Origin of the sequence: Glaesserella sp. (assembly GCF_041814905.1) — a bacterium.
In the GTDB taxonomy this organism is placed as follows: domain Bacteria; phylum Pseudomonadota; class Gammaproteobacteria; order Enterobacterales; family Pasteurellaceae; genus Glaesserella.
In genome coordinates this window covers 1-18012 of the sequence record NZ_JBGXYA010000001.1, presented here as the reverse complement: position 1 = coordinate 18012, position 18012 = coordinate 1, and the positions used below count along the sequence as shown (strand labels likewise).

15 protein-coding genes and 1 pseudogene are annotated in these 18012 nt (G+C 42.0%); 11 read left to right on the top strand and 5 right to left on the bottom strand.

Annotation, left to right across the window (positions count from 1 at the left end; genetic code table 11):
* Window positions 1–378 precede the first annotated feature (378 nt).
* From putP to ACEYJ7_RS00065, 4 genes are all read left to right on the top strand, one after another.
* Entirely contained in the window at window positions 379–1887 is a 1509-nt protein-coding gene (gene putP / locus ACEYJ7_RS00080) for a sodium/proline symporter PutP (RefSeq protein ID WP_373776998.1), read from the top strand.
* 116 nt (window positions 1888–2003) lie between these two features.
* Window positions 2004–5606 (top strand): bifunctional proline dehydrogenase/L-glutamate gamma-semialdehyde dehydrogenase PutA, encoded by a 3603-nt coding sequence (gene putA, locus ACEYJ7_RS00075; RefSeq protein ID WP_373776997.1) that lies wholly within the window; start codon window positions 2004–2006, stop codon window positions 5604–5606.
* A 379-nt stretch (window positions 5607–5985) separates the two neighbouring features.
* Complete coding sequence (locus tag ACEYJ7_RS00070; RefSeq protein WP_373776996.1) at window positions 5986–6963, top strand: ribonucleotide-diphosphate reductase subunit beta; 978 nt, start codon at window positions 5986–5988, stop codon at window positions 6961–6963.
* Window positions 6950–8659: a ribonucleoside-diphosphate reductase subunit alpha gene (locus ACEYJ7_RS00065; RefSeq protein WP_373776995.1), complete on the top strand. Its 1710-nt coding sequence runs from the start codon at window positions 6950–6952 to the stop codon at window positions 8657–8659. Before ACEYJ7_RS00070 ends, ACEYJ7_RS00065 begins: the two co-directional genes overlap by 14 nt.
* 88 nt (window positions 8660–8747) lie before the next feature.
* Here the strand turns inward: ACEYJ7_RS00065 and ACEYJ7_RS00060 are convergent, their stop codons facing one another.
* Together ACEYJ7_RS00060 and nadR are read right to left on the bottom strand one after the other, a co-directional pair.
* Window positions 8748–9437, bottom strand: coding sequence for a metallophosphoesterase (locus ACEYJ7_RS00060; RefSeq protein WP_373776994.1), 690 nt, complete (start codon window positions 9435–9437; stop codon window positions 8748–8750).
* 8 nt (window positions 9438–9445) lie between these two features.
* Entirely contained in the window at window positions 9446–10705 is a 1260-nt protein-coding gene (gene nadR / locus ACEYJ7_RS00055; RefSeq protein WP_373776993.1) for a multifunctional transcriptional regulator/nicotinamide-nucleotide adenylyltransferase/ribosylnicotinamide kinase NadR, read from the bottom strand.
* Window positions 10706–10900: 195 nt separating this feature from the next.
* Here nadR and ACEYJ7_RS00050 point away from each other — a divergent pair, with 195 nt between their 5' ends.
* A complete protein-coding gene (locus tag ACEYJ7_RS00050; RefSeq protein ID WP_373776992.1) occupies window positions 10901–11161 on the top strand; it encodes a YfhL family 4Fe-4S dicluster ferredoxin in 261 nt (86 codons plus the stop codon).
* An 81-nt stretch (window positions 11162–11242) separates the two neighbouring features.
* Here the strand turns inward: ACEYJ7_RS00050 and rph are convergent, their stop codons facing one another.
* The gene (rph, locus tag ACEYJ7_RS00045; protein ID WP_373776991.1) at window positions 11243–11965 is read right to left on the bottom strand and encodes a ribonuclease PH; all 723 of its coding nucleotides are present in this window, start codon (window positions 11963–11965) and stop codon (window positions 11243–11245) included.
* Window positions 11966–12057: 92 nt separating this feature from the next.
* Between rph and ACEYJ7_RS00040 the strand changes: the two genes are divergently transcribed.
* From ACEYJ7_RS00040 to ACEYJ7_RS00030, 3 genes are all read left to right on the top strand, one after another.
* Window positions 12058–12921 carry a YicC/YloC family endoribonuclease gene (locus ACEYJ7_RS00040; RefSeq protein ID WP_373776990.1) on the top strand — a complete coding sequence of 288 codons (864 nt, stop codon included), beginning with the start codon at window positions 12058–12060 and terminating at the stop codon, window positions 12919–12921.
* A 63-nt stretch (window positions 12922–12984) separates the two neighbouring features.
* Window positions 12985–14013 carry a UDP-N-acetylmuramate dehydrogenase gene (gene murB, locus ACEYJ7_RS00035; protein WP_373776989.1) on the top strand — a complete coding sequence of 343 codons (1029 nt, stop codon included), beginning with the start codon at window positions 12985–12987 and terminating at the stop codon, window positions 14011–14013.
* Between the two features lie 18 nt (window positions 14014–14031).
* Window positions 14032–14796, top strand: coding sequence for a biotin--[acetyl-CoA-carboxylase] ligase (locus tag ACEYJ7_RS00030; RefSeq protein ID WP_373776988.1), 765 nt, complete (start codon window positions 14032–14034; stop codon window positions 14794–14796).
* A gap of 147 nt (window positions 14797–14943) precedes the next feature.
* On the opposite strand, the gene ACEYJ7_RS00025 is transcribed toward ACEYJ7_RS00030, so the two are convergent.
* A complete protein-coding gene (locus ACEYJ7_RS00025; protein ID WP_373776987.1) occupies window positions 14944–15675 on the bottom strand; it encodes a glutathione peroxidase in 732 nt (243 codons plus the stop codon).
* A gap of 96 nt (window positions 15676–15771) precedes the next feature.
* On the opposite strand from ACEYJ7_RS00025, the gene oxyR reads away from it, so the two are divergent.
* Genes oxyR through ACEYJ7_RS00010 form a run of 3 tightly spaced genes read left to right on the top strand, consistent with a single transcriptional unit; the run spans window position 15772 to window position 17797 of the window.
* Window positions 15772–16656: a DNA-binding transcriptional regulator OxyR gene (gene oxyR / locus ACEYJ7_RS00020; protein ID WP_373776986.1), complete on the top strand. Its 885-nt coding sequence runs from the start codon at window positions 15772–15774 to the stop codon at window positions 16654–16656.
* Window positions 16653–17282 (top strand): HTH-type transcriptional repressor FabR, encoded by a 630-nt coding sequence (gene fabR, locus ACEYJ7_RS00015; RefSeq protein WP_373776999.1) that lies wholly within the window; start codon window positions 16653–16655, stop codon window positions 17280–17282. Before oxyR ends, fabR begins: the two co-directional genes overlap by 4 nt.
* A complete protein-coding gene (locus ACEYJ7_RS00010; protein WP_373776985.1) occupies window positions 17282–17797 on the top strand; it encodes a protein disulfide oxidoreductase in 516 nt (171 codons plus the stop codon). The genes fabR and ACEYJ7_RS00010 overlap by 1 nt, the downstream gene beginning before the upstream one ends.
* An 82-nt stretch (window positions 17798–17879) precedes the next feature.
* On the opposite strand, the pseudogene ACEYJ7_RS00005 reads toward ACEYJ7_RS00010, so the two are convergent.
* Window positions 17880–18012, bottom strand: a pseudogene (locus ACEYJ7_RS00005) (elongation factor Tu); the annotation flags it as partial.

Here is an 18012-nt window from a genome sequence, read left to right as displayed (position 1 = left end):
GTGAGAGTAGGGCACCATCAGGGTTTTAATACGAGAGAAACCGCAAGTTAGAGATAGCTTGCGGTTTTTTTTATTTTGCGGAAGCAATGAACAGAAGAATAAGGCTGACAAGCGGTCGGTTTGGGGGAATATTTTGCAAATTATAAGGCGAATCTGACCGCTTGTTTGTGATATATGCTGAATTTTAGCAAAATAAATTGTTATCTATGTCACACTTCTGTTAAAAGTTTGTAATTATCGGGCGATTTTCATATATACTCGCGCCCGCTTAAAGAAAAGAGCAAATTATCATCGATTGATTACTGGCAGGATGCCTGATAACTCACTATTTCTGTTATATTTAGTAGCTGTTAAGCTATTGAATGAGGAGAGCATACTATGTTTGGCTTTGATCCAACCACAACAACATTTCTAATTTATATTATCGGAATGATCTTAATTGGCTTTGTAGCCTATCGTTTTACCAATAACTTATCGGACTATATTCTCGGCGGTCGCCGTTTAGGTAGCTTTGTTACCGCACTTTCGGCAGGGGCATCGGACATGTCCGGTTGGCTGCTTATGGGGTTACCGGGAGCAATATATGCCGCAGGCTTAGTTGAAGGTTGGATTGCGATTGGGTTAACCATTGGTGCCTACCTGAACTGGTTATTTGTTGCAGGTCGTTTACGTATACACACAGAATTTAATGCCAATGCATTAACTTTGCCTGAATATTTCCATCATCGTTTCGGCGACAATACGCGTATTTTAAAAATCGTATCTGCTTCGATTATTCTCTTTTTCTTCGCAATTTATTGTGCGTCCGGTGTCGTTGCAGGCGCAAGGTTATTCGAGAATTTATTTGGTATCCCTTATTCTACGGCGTTATGGTATGGCGCATTAGCCACGATTATTTATACGTTTATCGGTGGATTTCTTGCGGTAAGCTGGACTGATACGGTACAAGCGAGTTTAATGATTTTCGCTTTATTCTTAACCCCCATTTTTGTATTGATTGAATTAGGAGGTTTTGAGAAAACTCACGAGGTTATCATGCAAGCAGGAGCCGCAGTAAATAAAGATTTTACTGATATTTTTACCGGAACAACCTTTATTGGTTTATTGAGTTTGGCTGCTTGGGGTTTAGGTTATTTCGGTCAACCGCATATTTTGGCGCGTTTTATGGCTGTGGATAGCGTGAAAAGTATTCCGAATGCGCGTCGCATTGGTATGGCATGGATGATCATTTGCTTGTTCGGTGCAGTCGGTGTCGGTTTCTTTGGTCAGGCTTACTTCTTCTCACATCCTGAAGTGGCGACAACAGTAAACCAAAACCATGAGCGTGTGTTCATTGAATTATCTAAATTGTTATTTAACCCTTGGATTGCCGGCATTTTATTATCTGCCATTTTAGCGGCAGTCATGAGTACGTTAAGCGCTCAATTATTGATCTGTTCAAGTGCGATTACCGAAGATTTCTATAAAGGGTTTATTCGCCCGAATGCAAGTCAAAAAGAATTGGTCTGGCTAGGACGAGCCATGGTTTTAGTTATTTCTGTTATAGCCATTGTGATTGCGCAAGATCCAAACAGTAAAGTATTAGACCTTGTTGCAAATGCTTGGGCAGGCTTTGGCTGCGCATTTGGTCCGGTTGTGATTTTATCTCTATTTTGGAAAAGAATGAATGCTACGGGTGCAATGATCGGAATGTTAGTTGGTGCATTGGTGGTTATTTTTTGGAAAGATATTGTTCCGGATAGCGGTATTTATGAAATGATTCCCGGCTTTATCCTTTCTTTCATTGCTATTATCATTGTTTCTCTGATAACACCGGCACCGAGAGCGGAGTTGGTTGAAACCTTCGAAAAAGCGGAACAAGCATATCAAGATGCGATGAAAAAATAACGAATAAGGCGGTTGCCCGGCAACCGTCTTTTTCTTTATGATAGATTACAAGCGGTTGTTTTCTTTTAGAATTTTGCAAATTATCTTTTTTGGGTTTTAGTATTAAGAGGCAAATTATGTCAACTTATCAACTTCTTCCAAGCGGAACAGGTATTCGTTCGCAGTTGAGTGAACATTATCGTATTGATGAAGAATCTTTGGTTAAGCAACTGATTGAGCAAGCTTGTACCGACGAGTATGCTGAAGAAATTAAGGGGCTAACCAAATCATTGGTGGGAAAAGTTCGTAATGCACGCAAAAAAGCGAGTGGTGTCGATGCGTTGATGCATGAGTTTTCATTGTCCAGCCAAGAAGGTGTGGCATTAATGTGTTTGGCTGAAGCGTTGCTACGTATTCCTGATAAAGGTACTGCCGATAAATTAATCCGTGATAAAATTTCAAAAGGTGATTGGCGCTCGCATGTTGGCAAAAGCCCGTCACTTTTTGTGAATGCCGCAGCGTGGGGGTTGGTTGTTACCGGTAAATTAGTCTCCACTCACAGTGAAAGCTCTCTTTCTTCTGCTCTTTCCCGTTTAATTAGCCGAGGTGGTGAGCCGCTTATTCGCAAAGGCGTCGATGTGGCGATGCGTTTGCTAGGTAAACAATTTGTGACAGGTGAAACCATTCAACAAGCGATCCAAAACGGTGAGAAACGTTTCGCGATGGGTTATCGTTATAGCTATGATATGTTGGGTGAGGCAGCGTTTACTCAAGATGATGCAGAGCGTTACTATCAAGATTATATTGCTTCAATTCATGCTGTGGGCGCTACATCGAGAGGCTTGGGGGTCTATAAATCTTCCGGTGTTTCTGTAAAACTTTCGGCAATTCATCCACGGTATAGCATTGCACAGCACCAACGTGTGATGGAAGAACTTTATCCTCGCCTTAAGGCATTGTTTTTATTGGCAAAACAATATGATATTGGTTTGAACATTGATGCGGAAGAAGCTGACCGTTTAGAAATTTCTCTCGATTTGATGGAGCGTTTATTAGCCGATCCAGATTTAGCCGGTTTCAACGGAGTTGGTTTTGTGGTGCAAGCTTACCAAAAACGTTGCCCATATGTCATTGATTATCTAATTGAAACCGCTCGCGCTAATCATCGCCAACTGATGATTCGCTTAGTAAAAGGGGCTTATTGGGATAGTGAAATTAAGCGTGCGCAAACCGATGGTGCGGAAGGTTATCCGGTGTTTTCACGTAAGGTGCATACTGATCTCAATTACATCGTTTGTGCGAAACGTCTTTTATCCGCGCAAGATGTGATCTATCCGCAGTTTGCTACTCATAATGCCCAAACATTGGCGACAATTTACCATCTCGCAAAAGGTAAGCGCTTTGAGTTTCAATGTTTGCACGGCATGGGGGAAACCTTATACGATCAAGTCGTGGGGAAAGATAATTTAGATGTGCAATGTCGAATTTATGCACCGGTCGGCTCCTACCAAACACTATTAGCCTACCTTGTTCGCCGTCTGTTAGAGAACGGGGCGAACAGTTCCTTTGTTAATCAAATTGTGGATGAGAATCTCAGTATTGATGATTTAGCTCAGGATCCGGTTATGAAGGCAAAAATTACCGACGGCACAATGCATCCGAAAATTCCGTTACCAATCAAACTGTTCGGTGAGCAACGTCAGAATTCTAAAGGTTATGATTTAACCGATTCGATACATTTACGTGATTTGGAAACGCAACTGAATCAATTGGCGACTCGACAATACCGTGCTGTACCGCAAGTGATTGGTTGGAACGGTTCAACGAGTGACGTGCGACAAATTCACAACCCGGCAAATATTTTTGAAATAGTCGGGGAAGTCACGGATACAACCGATACGGATATTGCAAACGCTTTTGACGCAGCGGAGCAATTTAAAGTCGAATGGCAGAATACTTCTCCGATAGTCCGTGCCGAAGCATTGGAAAAAATGGCAGATCTGATGGAAAAAAATATGCCGCAACTTTTCGATCTTGCTGTACGTGAAGCCGGAAAAACCCTGAATAATGCGATTGCCGAAGTGCGTGAAGCGGTTGATTTTTGTCGCTATTATGCGAAAGAGGTACGTAATAATCCGGAAGGCTACCGTAGCCCACGCGGTGTTGTGGTGGCAATCAGTCCGTGGAACTTCCCGTTGGCAATTTTTGTCGGTGAAGTTGCTTCCGCCTTAGTCGCCGGTAATGTGGTATTGGCAAAACCTGCAGAGCAAACGTCGTTAATGGCGTATTATGCGGTAAATTTATTCCATCAAGCTGGTATCCCGAAAGCGGCTCTACAGTGTTTACCGGGGAGCGGTAAAGTTGTCGGTACGGCTTTGGTTGCGGATCCGCGTGTAAACGGAGTCATTTTCACCGGCTCGACCGATACGGCAAAAAATATCAACCGTAATTTGCAAAATAATACGCGAATCGTACCGCTTGTTGCGGAAACGGGTGGGCAAAATGCGATGGTTGTTGATAGTTCGGCATTAGGTGAGCAAGTGGTAGCCGATGTGCTGAATTCTGCTTTCGATTCGGCAGGACAACGCTGCTCTGCGCTACGTGTGCTTTATTTGCAACGCGATGTGGCTGATCATATTGTCGAAATGTTAAAAGGCGCGATGGCACAACTGAAAGTGGGGAGACCGCAGTATTTAGATACGGATATTGGTCCTGTAATTGATAAAACCGCTCAAGCTCGTTTATTGACTCACATTGATAAAATGAAAACGGTTGCAAAATCTTATTATCAAGTACCGATCGCAAGGGAGATCGAAGAGAGTGGAATTTTTGTACCGCCGACAATGCTTGAGATTGATAGCATTAATCAGCTCACTCAGGAGGTATTTGGTCCGGTATTGCATGTGATTCGTTTTGATGCTGAAAAACTGCCACAAGTGATGCAAGAGATCAATTCGACCGGTTTCGGTTTAACCAGCGGATTGCATAGCCGTATCGATGAGACGGTAGACTTATGGCTTGAAAGTATTTATGCCGGTAATCTTTATGTAAACCGTAACACGGTAGGTGCGGTAGTCGGTGTTCAGCCGTTCGGCGGAATGGGGTTATCCGGAACTGGGCCGAAAGCCGGTGGCCCGCTTTACTTACAACGTTTGGTCAACCGTTCGCAATGGACATTAGACGGTTTAGAAGGTGGACAAGCGGTCGATATCAGCCGATTAATTGCAAATATCAAAGCGGTATTGTCAGGCTCGGCATTGCAAGATGCCCTCGATTTAGCCGCTGCGTTAAGTCGTCGCTCTCCGTTAAATCAAGTGTATAAAATGCAGGGTATTACCGGTGAGTCAAACTTTATGCGCTTAGAAGCCCGAACGGTCATTGCAATCGGACGGGGGGCTTTAGCGCAGCAAATCCAAGCTTTGATCGCCATTGTTGTCTGTGGAGCGGAGGCTGTGGTTCACCGTGATTCCGAACTAGCCAAATATGCACAACATTTTTCAGGAGATGTGGCGGTGACGGCTGATTTTAACGGTATACCGAATTTGAGTGTGATGGTTGTATTGGAACCATTAACCGCAGAAGAAAAAGCCCATTATGCAGAACGTACCGGCGCAATTCTTACTTATATTGAAAGTTTAGATTTAGCGTTATCATTATTGCCGCTAGTGCATGAAAAAGCGATTAGCATTAACACTGCCGCAGCAGGGGGAAATGCCAGTTTGATGAGTGAAATGGACTAGCATCATCAAAAACAGTTTAGCTAAAAAAGGTGTTTTATTCAAAGGTTGGTTAAAGAGCTTGCTCCGAAACCAACTTTTCTATTTTGGGGAGAAAAGGGAATCAAGAATTCTTTATTGATTGAAATAATTGTCTTGTGATGGGCGTTTATTTTCTGTCATTAACAACATCTTGTGTTACGTTTGGCAGTCTCTCACAAGATGTTGTGTTTTTTATGGTTTTTTGCGTCAATCCGATATTTTTTACAAAAATATTTTTTCTTTTAAAATCAATAACTCTTAACGAACGAATCAGTACCTGCAATTTGTCAAGATGTTGAACCAGAAAAAAATATGGATAGAATACGGCTGGTCTATAAAACTTATTATTCTAAGGTCAGCTATGTCTCGTAATATCTTTAAGAAACGCATTCAAATTAAGCCTTATGAATATCCCGAATTACTCGAATTTAAAGACGCAATCCGCCATTCATACTGGTTGCATACGGAATTCAATTTTACCGGAGATATTCAAGACTATCGCACTAACATCAATGATCATGAGCGTCACGTATTAACCCGTGCGATGCTTGCGATTTCCCAAGTTGAAGTCAATGTTAAGCGTTTCTGGGGTGAACTTTATCGTTATTTCCCAAAACCGGAAATGGATGATGTCGGCGGCACCTTTGCAGAAAGTGAGGTGCGTCACAAAGATGCTTACTCTTTCTTACTTGAAAAACTCGGTTTAAACGAGATGTTTTCTCAAATCACTGATATTGAGCCGCTAATGAACCGTATCCGTTATATGGAAGAGTTCATGAAGGAAAAAGATACCGGTAAAGGGCAATTTGTACTTTCCTTGGTGTTGTTCTCACTTTTCGTTGAACATATTTCGTTATTCGGCCAATTTCTAATTATGATGTCATTTAACAAACACAGAAATTTGTTTAAGGGCATTTCAAACGCAGTAGAAGCAACCTCAAAAGAAGAAGAAATTCACGGTCGTTTCGGTATTGCGTTATATGAAATTTTACGCGAGGAACACAGCGAACTCTTTACCCCGGAGTTTTTTGAAGAATTACAAACACTGGCTAATCAAGCGTTGGAAGCGGAGCGCGGTATTTTAGACTGGATTTTTGAAGAAGGTGATTTAACTTTTATTACGAAAAAAACCGTCGAAAATTACATTATGAATCGTTACAACAATTCATTAGCAACTTTAGGCTTAGAGCCTCCGCATAATGTGGATCCTTCGCTTTTAAAAGAAACTGAGTGGTTTGATATTGAAATCCTTTCAACAAAAGAGACCGATTTCTTTAACAAACGTAGTACTGACTATAGCAAAAAAATGAAACAGATTACCGCCGATGACTTATTCTAATTCCTACTATCAACCCAAGTTATTCGAACTCGGCTATACGGATGTAAAACGACCGGATTTTGAATGGCTAAATGACGATAGCCGTCTATTTTTACAACGCGGTTATTTATTAGAAGGCACTACGGCCTTAGAACGAATTCGCTATATCGCAGAACATGCAGAGCGTCGTCTCGGTATCGAAGGTTTTGCCGACAAGTTCTATTACTATATGGGGCGTGGCTACTTCTCGCTGTCTTCACCAATTTGGTCAAACTTTGGTTTGGATCGCGGTTTGCCGATTTCGTGTTTTGGTAGCTATATTGGGGACTCTATTCACGAGATTATGGTGACTACCGCGGAAGTCGGAATGATGAGTAAAATAGGCGGTGGTACGTCGGCATATTTCGGTGATATTCGTCCGCGCGGTTCTGCCATCAAAAATAACGGTAAATCCGACGGTTCATTTAATTTCAGTAAGTTATTTGATACGGTAATCGACGTTATTTCGCAAGGTACGTCTCGTAAAGGGCAATTTGCCGGCTATATTGATATTGAGCATGGTGATATCGATGAATGGCTTGATATCCACACCGAAGGTAACCCTATTCAGCTCATGTACTATGGTGTTTGTGTCGGCAGTGAGTGGTTACAATCTATGAAAGCAGGCGATCCGCATAAACGCCAGCTTTGGGCAAAATTGTTACAGCGCAAAACCGAAACCGGTATTCCGTATTTATTCTTTAAAGACAATGCGAACGCAGGTCGCCCGGACGTGTATAAAGATAAAAATATGACGGTTCATGCGAGTAACCTTTGTACGGAAATTATGTTACCGTCAAGCGCAGACGAGAGTTTCGTTTGTTGTTTATCTTCAATGAATTTGCTCTATTTTGATGAGTGGAAAGATACTGATGCGCCGGAAGTATTAACTTACTTTTTAGATGTAGTCATGTCTGAGTTCATTGAGAAAAGTGCCGAAATTCCGTTTTTAGATCGCGCAAATCGTTTTGCCCGCCGTCACCGTGCATTGGGTTTAGGCGTATTGGGTTGGCACAGCTATTTGCAGGCGAATAATATTCCGTTTGATAGTTTTGAAGCGATGCAAAAAAATAATTTAGTGTTTAAAACGTTACGCGATAAAACACTACAAGCATCAAAAGAGCTTGCACAACGTTTTGGTGAACCTGAATTATTAAAAGGCTATGGACGCCGTAATACGACATTAATGAGTATTGCTCCGACCAAATCGAGTAGTTTTATTTTAGGCAGTGTATCACCGTCAGTTGAGCCGTTTAAATCAAACTATTATGTAAAAGATTTAGCAAAAATCAAAACTGTGTATAAAAATCCGTTCTTAGAAAAATTACTGCAAGAAAGGGGATTGGATACGGAAGAGACGTGGGAAAGTATCTTGTTAAATGACGGTTCGGTTCAGCATTTGGCAGCATTGACCGACCATGAAAAAGAAGTCTTTAAAACTTTTTCGGAAATCAGTCAGTTAAGTGTGATTCAACAGGCGGCTCAGCGTCAAAAATACATTGATCAAGGGCAAAGTATTAATATTATGGTTCACCCGGCAACCCCGGCGCGCGATTTGAACCAGTTGTACTTAACCGCAGAAGAATTGGGTATTAAGTCGATTTACTATCAATATTCAATGAGTGCGGCGCAAGTATTTAACCGTAACTTACTAAGCTGTAGTAGCTGCGAAGGTTAATATTAAATTCTACAAGCGGTCGGAATTTGCAAAAAATTTGCGAATTCCGACCGCTTGTTATTTGTATATTTCAGCGATAAGAAGCGAGTTATTTCTCTCTGTCGTCGATACCGATAAGTAGATAGTTACCGTTGATATCGGCAAGGCTGCGGAAGCCGATATTATAGATATCGCAGGCTTTATTGCGATTAATCGGGCGATAATCAAAATTTTCGTGATGATGACCGTGGAAAATTTTTCTTACTCCCATTTTTCGAGCTAATTGATTGATAACCGCAAATCCTTGAGGGTGCGGGCGGGGAGCTTCGTGGGTAATTAAAATATCTGCTTTTTGGCTTTCAAGGGCTTCAACATCCGATGGAAAAATGGATGTACGGTGACGTAGCGGTACTCCGCCGCGCCAAATACGTTCTTGCGGCGAATATTGGCAGTAGTGAATCGGATCAAAAAACATCGGGCGATGCGGAGGCATCCAAATATGTCCGCGGAACACACCGCCTAAACCGGCAATTTTTACTCCTTGGATATTTACTACACGTCCGTGCAGATTACGCGCTTTCCACGCGGTTCCCCAAATAGATTCAAATGCAGCGACCGTTTTACTGTCATGATTCCCGTGAATAAACCAGATATCACAATGTTGTGCAAGTTTATCAAGTTCCTCGGTAGTCGTGAGCTGTAAATCACCTAAAATCACCAATGCCACATTCTCCTGTTCTTGAATGAAAGGATAAAGATGTGCATAACTGCCGTGGGGATCGCCTGCAAAAAGTATCATGGGTTTCGTTAGTCCTCAGGGCTATAAGTTAACGGAATCGGCTCATCATTTAAAATGGCTTCTACGACTTCTTTGGTTTGGTTGTAACGGTCTAAATAGCTTGGGGATTCAATTTCAATATAAGGTACGTTATATTTTTCCAATAATTTTTTGAGTAACTGTTGGAAGCGTTGGCGCTGCTTTTGAGATCCGAGACTACGTAACCCGTCGTCGACCCATTTGGTGTTATTGGATAATAAAATAGTGACATCAAACGGATACTCTTTGATCATTGAATCTAAAAACGGATGTGCTTTACCTTCATATTGAATACAGAAAGCCTGAGTAGTGATGTAATCGGTATCGATAATGGCCACTTTATGCGCATGTTTCATCGCATAGTCCACATAACGTTTATGGCCTAACGCCATTTGCGGATAGTCAGAATATTGCATTGCCTGCTCATCGCCACCCAGTTGTTCAAAGACAAACTCGCGTCCGTATTCCCATGCGGATGTCGTATTAAATACATTCGCCAACTTACTGACCAACACGCTTTTACCGCTACTTTCGCCGCCTAAAATCGCAATGGTTTTAACGAAGAACGGACGCACTTCTTTCGGAATAAAGCGCCAATATTGGAATGGATTATTACGAATTTTGGTCGCCGAAACGTTGAAAGAACTGCGGGTCGGATCAACCAAATGCACTTCTAAATTCAAGTATTTCTCATAAGGGACTTTATCTTGAACTTCACTGCTGAACACCATGCTCGGACGGATATTTTTTTCGGCAAAAAGTGCATTTACGCGGTCTGTCCAACCATCCCAACCGTTCGGGTAACTCGGAATACCATCTTCCACTAAATGATGGATAAATATTTGTTTTTGTTGATATTTAAAAATTTGTTGCATCCAACGCAGGCGATCTTCGTTAGTCGGCATACGTTTCATTTTACTGTCATGGAACAGCTGTAAGTCCCGCTCGGTATCGGTACAGACAATGACGTGTAATAAATCAACTTTACTGAAAGCCTCATAGATCATATTGATATGACCGGTATGTACAGGGTAGAACTTACCGAAAATGACCCCGACACGTTGATTCTGCTCTTCAACAATACCCAGCACTTGATGCAGTGCTTTTAGCTTTGTTGCACTCGGATTTTTAATTTTACCGGTCACAAGCTGATTAAAATAAGCGCGTGTAACACCTGCCTGCTCGCAGACATCGTTGACTTTCAATTTTAGTTGCTTGCGTTTGTGTTGAAGATAAGCAAAATTTGTCATAATTCGGTCCTCACAATGATGGCGGGAATGATAGGCGAATTCGGTGATTTTGTCATTTTTTTCTTGAATAAAATGTATAGTCAAGCGGTCGTTTTTGGCAAAAAATTTGCAAAATTGTGTATAAAGACTTTCTACTTTCGGTGGGATAGGTATAATCGCCGACTTCAAATTCATTAAGGGTAATAGTAAAAATTTATGGCATTGTTGATCACTCACAAATGTACCAATTGCGATATGTGTGAACCGGAATGTCCGAATCAGGCGATTTCGATGGGCGATGATATTTATGTCATTGATCCGGCGTTATGCACCGAATGCGTCGGACATTATGAAACGCCGACTTGCCAAAAAGTTTGTCCGATCAATAATTGTATTATTACCGATCCGGAGCATATCGAAACCAACGAGCAGTTGTGGGAAAGATTTGTGATGATTCACCACGCAGATGAGATTTAGCGTAGGATCCCCGCTCGCTTGTTGGAAAGGAGCGGGGTAAAATATTTGCAAATTTCAGGCTGAAACCGACCGCTTGTATGACTAAACCGATTGCGCCAGTGCTTTACGTTGTGCATCAATTAACTGGCGGATACCTTGTTCGGCTAAACCGAGCAGAGTAAGTAATTCGGTATGGCTAAACGGCTCACCCTCGGCGGTTCCCTGTACTTCCACTAATTTTCCGCTGTCTACCATCACTACGTTCATATCCGTTTCGGCATTGGAGTCTTCCACATATTCCAAATCGCATACCGCAATACCATCAACAATGCCTACTGAAATTGCTGCAACCAAACCTTTCATCGGATTCTCTTTTAATATGCCATCGGCAATCAGTTTATTCATCGCATCGTGCAATGCGACACAAGCGCCGGTGATTGCTGCAGTGCGGGTGCCGCCATCGGCTTGGATGACATCGCAATCAATCGTCACGGTTCGCTCACCTAATTGCTTTAAATCGACGATGGCACGCAGAGAACGGGCAATCAAACGTTGAATTTCCATCGTGCGTCCGCTCTGTTTTCCTTTTGCCGCTTCGCGCTGCATTCGGCTATGAGTCGAACGCGGTAACATTCCGTACTCGGCGGTTACCCAACCTTGTTGTTGACCTTTTAAAAAGCGAGGAACGGTTTCTTCAACCGTTGCGTTACATAATACTTTGGTTTCTCCGAATTCAATCAAGACCGAGCCTTCTGCGTAGCGGGTATAGTTGCGGGTAATGGTGATTGGGCGAATTTGATTTTCCGAGCGATTATTCGGACGCATATTTATTCCTCTCTATAAGCAAAAATTTCCCTATTCTAGCAGAATAACAAGTACAATATGCTACATTTTGTCAGCAAAAGAGATACTCATAAATGATTTACAGTATGACAGCTTTTGCCCACCTTGAGCTTAAAAAAGAGTGGGGTAATGCAGTATGGGAAATTCGTTCGGTAAACCAGCGCTTTTTGGAGACCTATTTTCGCTTACCGGAAAATTTCCGTAATTTAGAAATGACATTGCGTGAGCGTTTACGTGCTTCGCTCACGCGCGGTAAGGTAGAATGCAGTTTGCGCATCGAATTAAATACAAATCAAAACAACAGCTTATCGATTAATCAAGATTATGCCAAACAGGTTATCAGCTCGTTACAATGGTTGAGAGAAACTGCGAATGATGGCGAAATTAACCTTGTGGATATTTTGCGTTTCCCGGGTGTGGTCGATGCACAAAATCAAGATCTGGACCAAATCGGTCAAGATTTACTGAACGGTTTTGAACAGATTTTGGCGGATTTTATCGCAATGCGCGCCCGTGAAGGTGCAAACTTGCAGCTTTTAATTCAACAACGTTTGGATGCGATTGAAAGTGAGGCGACAAAGGTCCAAATACAAATGCCAAGCGTATTGCAATGGCAAAAAGATCGTTTACAACAACGTTTTGATGAGTTGAATCTGCAATTCGATCCGCAACGACTGGAGCAAGAGATGGTACTATTGGCACAAAAAGTCGATGTGGCGGAAGAGCTGGATCGTTTACAGCTCCACGTAAAAGAAACTGCTTCTATATTGAAAAAAGGCGGTGCAGTGGGGCGTAAATTGGATTTTATGATGCAAGAACTGAATCGTGAGGCGAATACCCTTGCTTCAAAATCGATTAATGCCGAGGTCACGAATTCTGCTGTGGAACTAAAAGTATTAATTGAGCAGATGCGTGAGCAGATCCAGAATTTAGAATAATCCGTTAGCCAGCATGATGCTTGTACTAAACAGGCATCCTCTTTTTAGATAAAACAGAGTATTATGAAACAAACCTTAACCCCTTTTCATACCTTCCATTTGCCGGCAAAAGCGCAGCAAATTATTGTATTTGATACGCAAGAACAGTTATTGGCCGAATGGCAGAAAGCTTATCAGGCAGAACAACCGGTGTTGTTACTCGGACAAGGCTCGAATGTACTTTTTCTTGAGGATTTTGACGGCACGGTGCTGGTGAACCAATTAAAGGGGATTACACAGCGAGAAGATCAACAATTTCACTATCTGCATATAGCAGGCGGTGAGAATTGGCATGAATTGGTACAATGGACCTTGGCTCAAGGGATGGGCGGTTTGGAAAATTTAGCCTTGATTCCCGGTGTAGTCGGTTCTGCACCGATTCAAAATATTGGGGCTTACGGCGTTGAGTTTGAACGCGTATGTGACTATGTGGACGTATTAAATCTCAAAAATGGTGAGATATTGCGTTTAACCAAACAAGCGTGCCGTTTCGGTTACCGTGAAAGTATTTTCAAACAACAATATCGCGACCATTATGCGATTGTTGCTGTTGGAATTAAGCTGGCCAAGGCGTGGCAACCGGTGCTGAACTATGGTTCGTTGGCACAATTCGACCCGCAGAAGGTGACGCCGACCGAAGTGTTTGATGAAGTGTGTGCGGTACGTCGTTCAAAACTGCCGAATCCTGATGAAGTCGGCAATGCCGGCAGCTTTTTTAAGAATCCGGTGGTAGATTTTGAAAAATTTCAGCAAATTCAGACCGCTTGTCCGACAATACCGAGCTATCCGCAGGCCGATGGTAGCGTTAAAGTGCCTGCGGGATGGTTGATCGACCAAGCAAATTTGAAAGGATACCAAATCGGCGGGGCGGCAGTGCATACCAAACAGGCATTGGTATTGATTAACAAAGAGAATGCTACCGGTGCCGATGTGTTGGCGTTAGCTCGTGAAGTGCGTCGTCGTGTCCGCGAGCAATTCAGCATTGAATTACACCCGGAAGTTCGTTTTATCGGCAAATACGGTGAAGTGGATAGTGAACTCGTGACACGTTGATTTGACAGGGCGTTTGTGATGCATATTGATCAAAAAATTGTCAGCCAAGCCTTAATTCAAGGGCAAGTTTTGCTTTTTAAGGAGATCGATTCAACGAACGAATATTTACTGACACACTACAAGCAACTTGAGAACGGCTCCCTTTGTGTTGCGGAAACACAAACCGCAGGGCGCGGCAGACGTGGTCGGCAGTGGTATTCACCGCAAAGTCAAAACCTCTATTTTTCGATGTTGTGGCACTATCCGTCAAAACATATTGAACAACTTTCATCGTTAAGTTTAGTGGTATCAGTGCTGATTGCCGAAGCATTTCAAGCGTTGAACGTGCCGAATATCCAAATTAAATGGCCAAATGATATTTACCATAACGGAAAAAAAATGGGCGGAATTCTGATTGAAAGCCGCGTAGATCATTGCGGTGTTTATTTAGTGATTGGTATCGGTTTGAATTTAGGGATGAAAAATGTCGATGAAGCCGTTGTGACACAAGCGTGGAGTGATTTATCCGATTATCAAATCGATCGCACTCAATTAGCGGCACATTTGGCAACGCACCTTCAGCAAGCACTGCAACGTTATCCGCAAGCGGGATTTGCTGATTACATAGAACGTTGGCAGGCGTTTGATATTTTCCGCAATCAGGCGGTGAAATTAGTCACGGAATCTGATGAAATCCACGGTATTTCGTTAGGTATTAATGACGAAGGAGAATTAATGTTACGGCAAGGTGATATTGTTCGTTGTTTTGCTATCGGTGAAGTGTCGCTACGTGCAACAAAGTAGGTGAAGGCTTATATCTCAGCTTATGTTCGGTTTGATATGGGATTTACAAGCGGTCAGTTTGGGCTGTTATTTTGCAATTTAAGCATCATGGAAAAATAAAAAAGCTAAGTCGTTAGACTTAGCTTTTGTGGTTAAGCATTCTTCAAATTATTCAAAGTATGCTTGTAAATCATCGCTACCGCCAATGTGTTTACCGCCGATAAAGACTTGCGGCACTGTTGTACGACCGCTAATAGCACGTAATGAAGTGGTGCTTGCATCACGACCCAGAACGATTTCTTCATAAGCAAAACCTTTCACTTCTAATAATGCTTTCGCTTTAGCACAGAACGGGCAGCCCGGTTTAGTGATAATCGCCACAGACGGTTTTGCTGTCCAGTTAGGGTTCAAATATTTGATCATCGTATCTGCATCAGATACTTTGAACGGGTCGCCCGGCTCTTCCGGTTCAACAAACATTTTTTCGACGACGCCGTTTTTCACGTACATAGAATAACGCCATGAGCGTTTGCCGAAACCTAAATCTTCTTTGCCGACAAGCATACCCATGCCTTCGGTAAATTCGCCGTTACCGTCTGGGATGACGGTGACGTTGTCGGATTCTTGATCTGCTTTCCATGCATTCATAACAAAGGTATCGTTAACTGACATACAAACGATTTCATCTACGCCTAATGCATAAAATTCTTTTGCTAATTCATTGTAGCGCGGTAAGTGAGTTGAAGAACAAGTTGGTGTAAACGCACCCGGTAAAGAGAATACGATTACATTTTTATTGTTAAATAGTTCGTCGGTAGTCACATCGACCCAAGCATCGCCTTGGCGTGTTTTAAATGTGACATTCGGTACTTTTTGACCTGTCATATCTTTGAAAGCCATTTTTCTTTTCTCCTGTGATTGTTTCAAAAATTCTACGCATTTTACACCCAAATGTGCCATAATTCAGCCTATTATATTAATAGAGGTGTAAAAAACATGAATATTCGTGATTTGGAGTATCTCATTGCATTAGCTGATTTTAAGCACTTTCGTAAAGCTGCCGATGCCTGTAATGTGAGCCAACCGACATTAAGTGGTCAGATCAGAAAATTGGAAGATGAGTTAGGTACGGTTTTATTGGAACGTACCAGCCGAAAAGTGCTGTTTACTCAGGCAGGATTAACGCTGGTTGAACAGGCTAAGGTAGTGTTACGTGAAGTCAAAATTTTACGTGAAATGGCGAGCAATCAAGGGAAAGATATGTCCGGTCCGATTCATGTCGGCGTGATTCCAACTTTAGGTCCTTATATTGCCCCGTTAATTTTACCTAAATTAAAAGCGTTATTTCCTACGTTAGACGTTTATATCTACGAGTTACAAACGTCCGTATTAGTTGAGCAATTAGAAGCAGGTCAATTAGACTGCGGAATTTTAGCGTTTACTAAAGAGAGTGAACCTTTTATCGAGGTACCTATTTGTAATGAAAAAATGCTATTGGCGGTACCTGTAGAGCATGAGTGGGCAAAACAAGGTAATTTATCGCTTTCTCAATTACGTGATAAAGAGATGTTGATGCTGGATGACGGACATTGCTTGAGAATGCAAACCATGGATTATTGCTTGTCAGTTGGCGCAAAAGAAAATATACATTTTAAAGCAAGCAGTATCGAAACGTTACGTAATATGGTTGCTGCAAATGTTGGAATTGCATTTATTCCGGAACTCGCTGCATCTTCTCAATCGGATAATATTACTTATTTACATTTCAATGAGCCGGAACCTTACCGTGCAGTAGGTTTGATTTATCGTCCGGGTTCTCCGTTGCGTTTGCGATACGAACGTTTAGCGAAAGAAATTAAACAAATTATGGAATCGAAATAATGAGTATCGGTGTTCGTGCCATTCAAAAAGAAAAGACACGTAGAGCGTTGGTCGATGCAGCTTTCAATCAGCTTACTGCAGAAAAGAGTTTTTCCAATTTAAGTTTACGGGAAGTTGCCCGTGAAGCTGGTATCGCACCGACTTCTTTTTATCGCCATTTCAAGGATATGGATGAATTAGGTTTGGCGATGGTGGATGAATCCGGTCTAATTCTGCGTCAACTGATGCGCCAGGCCCGTAAACGTTTAGAAAAAGGTGGAAGCGTTGTGGTCATCTCTGTCGATACGTTTTTTGAATTTATCGACGAACGACCGAATATGTTCCGTTTACTGTTGCGTGAAAGTTCCGGAACGTCACAGGCGTTTCGTACAGCTGCATCACGTGAGATACAGCATTTTGTAGCGGAATTAGCAGAATATATTCAAATGAAGGATAAATTTATCGATCGCGATTTAGCTTATATCCAATCTGAAGGGTTAGTGACTTTAGTGTTTACAGCAGGTTCTCATGCTTTGGATATGAATAACCAAGAGCGCCAAAAATTGAAGGAGCGAGTGGTTATGCAACTTCGAATGCTCGCCCGTGGTGCAACCTCTTATGCTGCAATGCACAATAAGGATATCTAGTGAATAAGAGCGGGCTATTCGTACGTTTTAGTAAAAATGTTCTGTTATTTGGTAGTTTATTTATTATTTTAAGTGTGGTGGTGGATTGGTTTCGCAAACCAACTTCGCCAATACAATTTGCAGAACAAGTTTTGTTTGATATACAGAAACAGCCAAAGATTATTGCTCAAATTAGCCATAACCAACCGATGTTACTCTATTTTTGGGGGAGTTGGTGTACTTTTTGTAAATTTACTTCTCCCGCGATTCAGCAATTAACTGAACAAGGCGTACCTATACTAACGGTAGCGATTAAATCAGGTACAGATCAAGAAGTTTCTGATTACTTAAGAGAGAATAATTATAGTTTTACTACAATAAGTGATCCAATGGGTGAATTTGCTAAAAGCTGGGATATTCAGGCAACACCTACAATTTTAATCATTAAAGACGGAAAAATGATTAATCATACAACGGGGTTAACAAGCTATTGGGGACTGAGAGTAAGAACCGAGTTAGCGAAGTTTTCACAATAGTCGTTTTATTTACTATGCTAAAAGTAAAAAGGCAGATATTTTGATCTGCCTTTTGTGTTTGTAACGTAGATTACAAAATCAATTATTTGATGATTTTCGCAACAACGCCCGCACCGACTGTACGACCACCTTCACGAATCGCAAAACGTAAACCTTCGTCCATTGCGATTGGGTGAATTAAGCTCACAGTCATTTTGATGTTGTCGCCCGGCATT

Coding starts and splice junctions, on each gene's coding strand:
- putP (WP_373776998.1), top strand. CDS start 379: ATGTTTGGCTTTGATCCAACCACAACAACATTTCTAATTTATATTATC.
- putA (WP_373776997.1), top strand. CDS start 2,004: ATGTCAACTTATCAACTTCTTCCAAGCGGAACAGGTATTCGTTCGCAG.
- ACEYJ7_RS00070 (WP_373776996.1), top strand. CDS start 5,986: ATGTCTCGTAATATCTTTAAGAAACGCATTCAAATTAAGCCTTATGAA.
- ACEYJ7_RS00065 (WP_373776995.1), top strand. CDS start 6,950: ATGACTTATTCTAATTCCTACTATCAACCCAAGTTATTCGAACTCGGC.
- ACEYJ7_RS00060 (WP_373776994.1), bottom strand. CDS start 9,437: ATGATACTTTTTGCAGGCGATCCCCACGGCAGTTATGCACATCTTTAT.
- nadR (WP_373776993.1), bottom strand. CDS start 10,705: ATGACAAATTTTGCTTATCTTCAACACAAACGCAAGCAACTAAAATTG.
- ACEYJ7_RS00050 (WP_373776992.1), top strand. CDS start 10,901: ATGGCATTGTTGATCACTCACAAATGTACCAATTGCGATATGTGTGAA.
- rph (WP_373776991.1), bottom strand. CDS start 11,965: ATGCGTCCGAATAATCGCTCGGAAAATCAAATTCGCCCAATCACCATT.
- ACEYJ7_RS00040 (WP_373776990.1), top strand. CDS start 12,058: ATGATTTACAGTATGACAGCTTTTGCCCACCTTGAGCTTAAAAAAGAG.
- murB (WP_373776989.1), top strand. CDS start 12,985: ATGAAACAAACCTTAACCCCTTTTCATACCTTCCATTTGCCGGCAAAA.
- ACEYJ7_RS00030 (WP_373776988.1), top strand. CDS start 14,032: ATGCATATTGATCAAAAAATTGTCAGCCAAGCCTTAATTCAAGGGCAA.
- ACEYJ7_RS00025 (WP_373776987.1), bottom strand. CDS start 15,675: ATGGCTTTCAAAGATATGACAGGTCAAAAAGTACCGAATGTCACATTT.
- oxyR (WP_373776986.1), top strand. CDS start 15,772: ATGAATATTCGTGATTTGGAGTATCTCATTGCATTAGCTGATTTTAAG.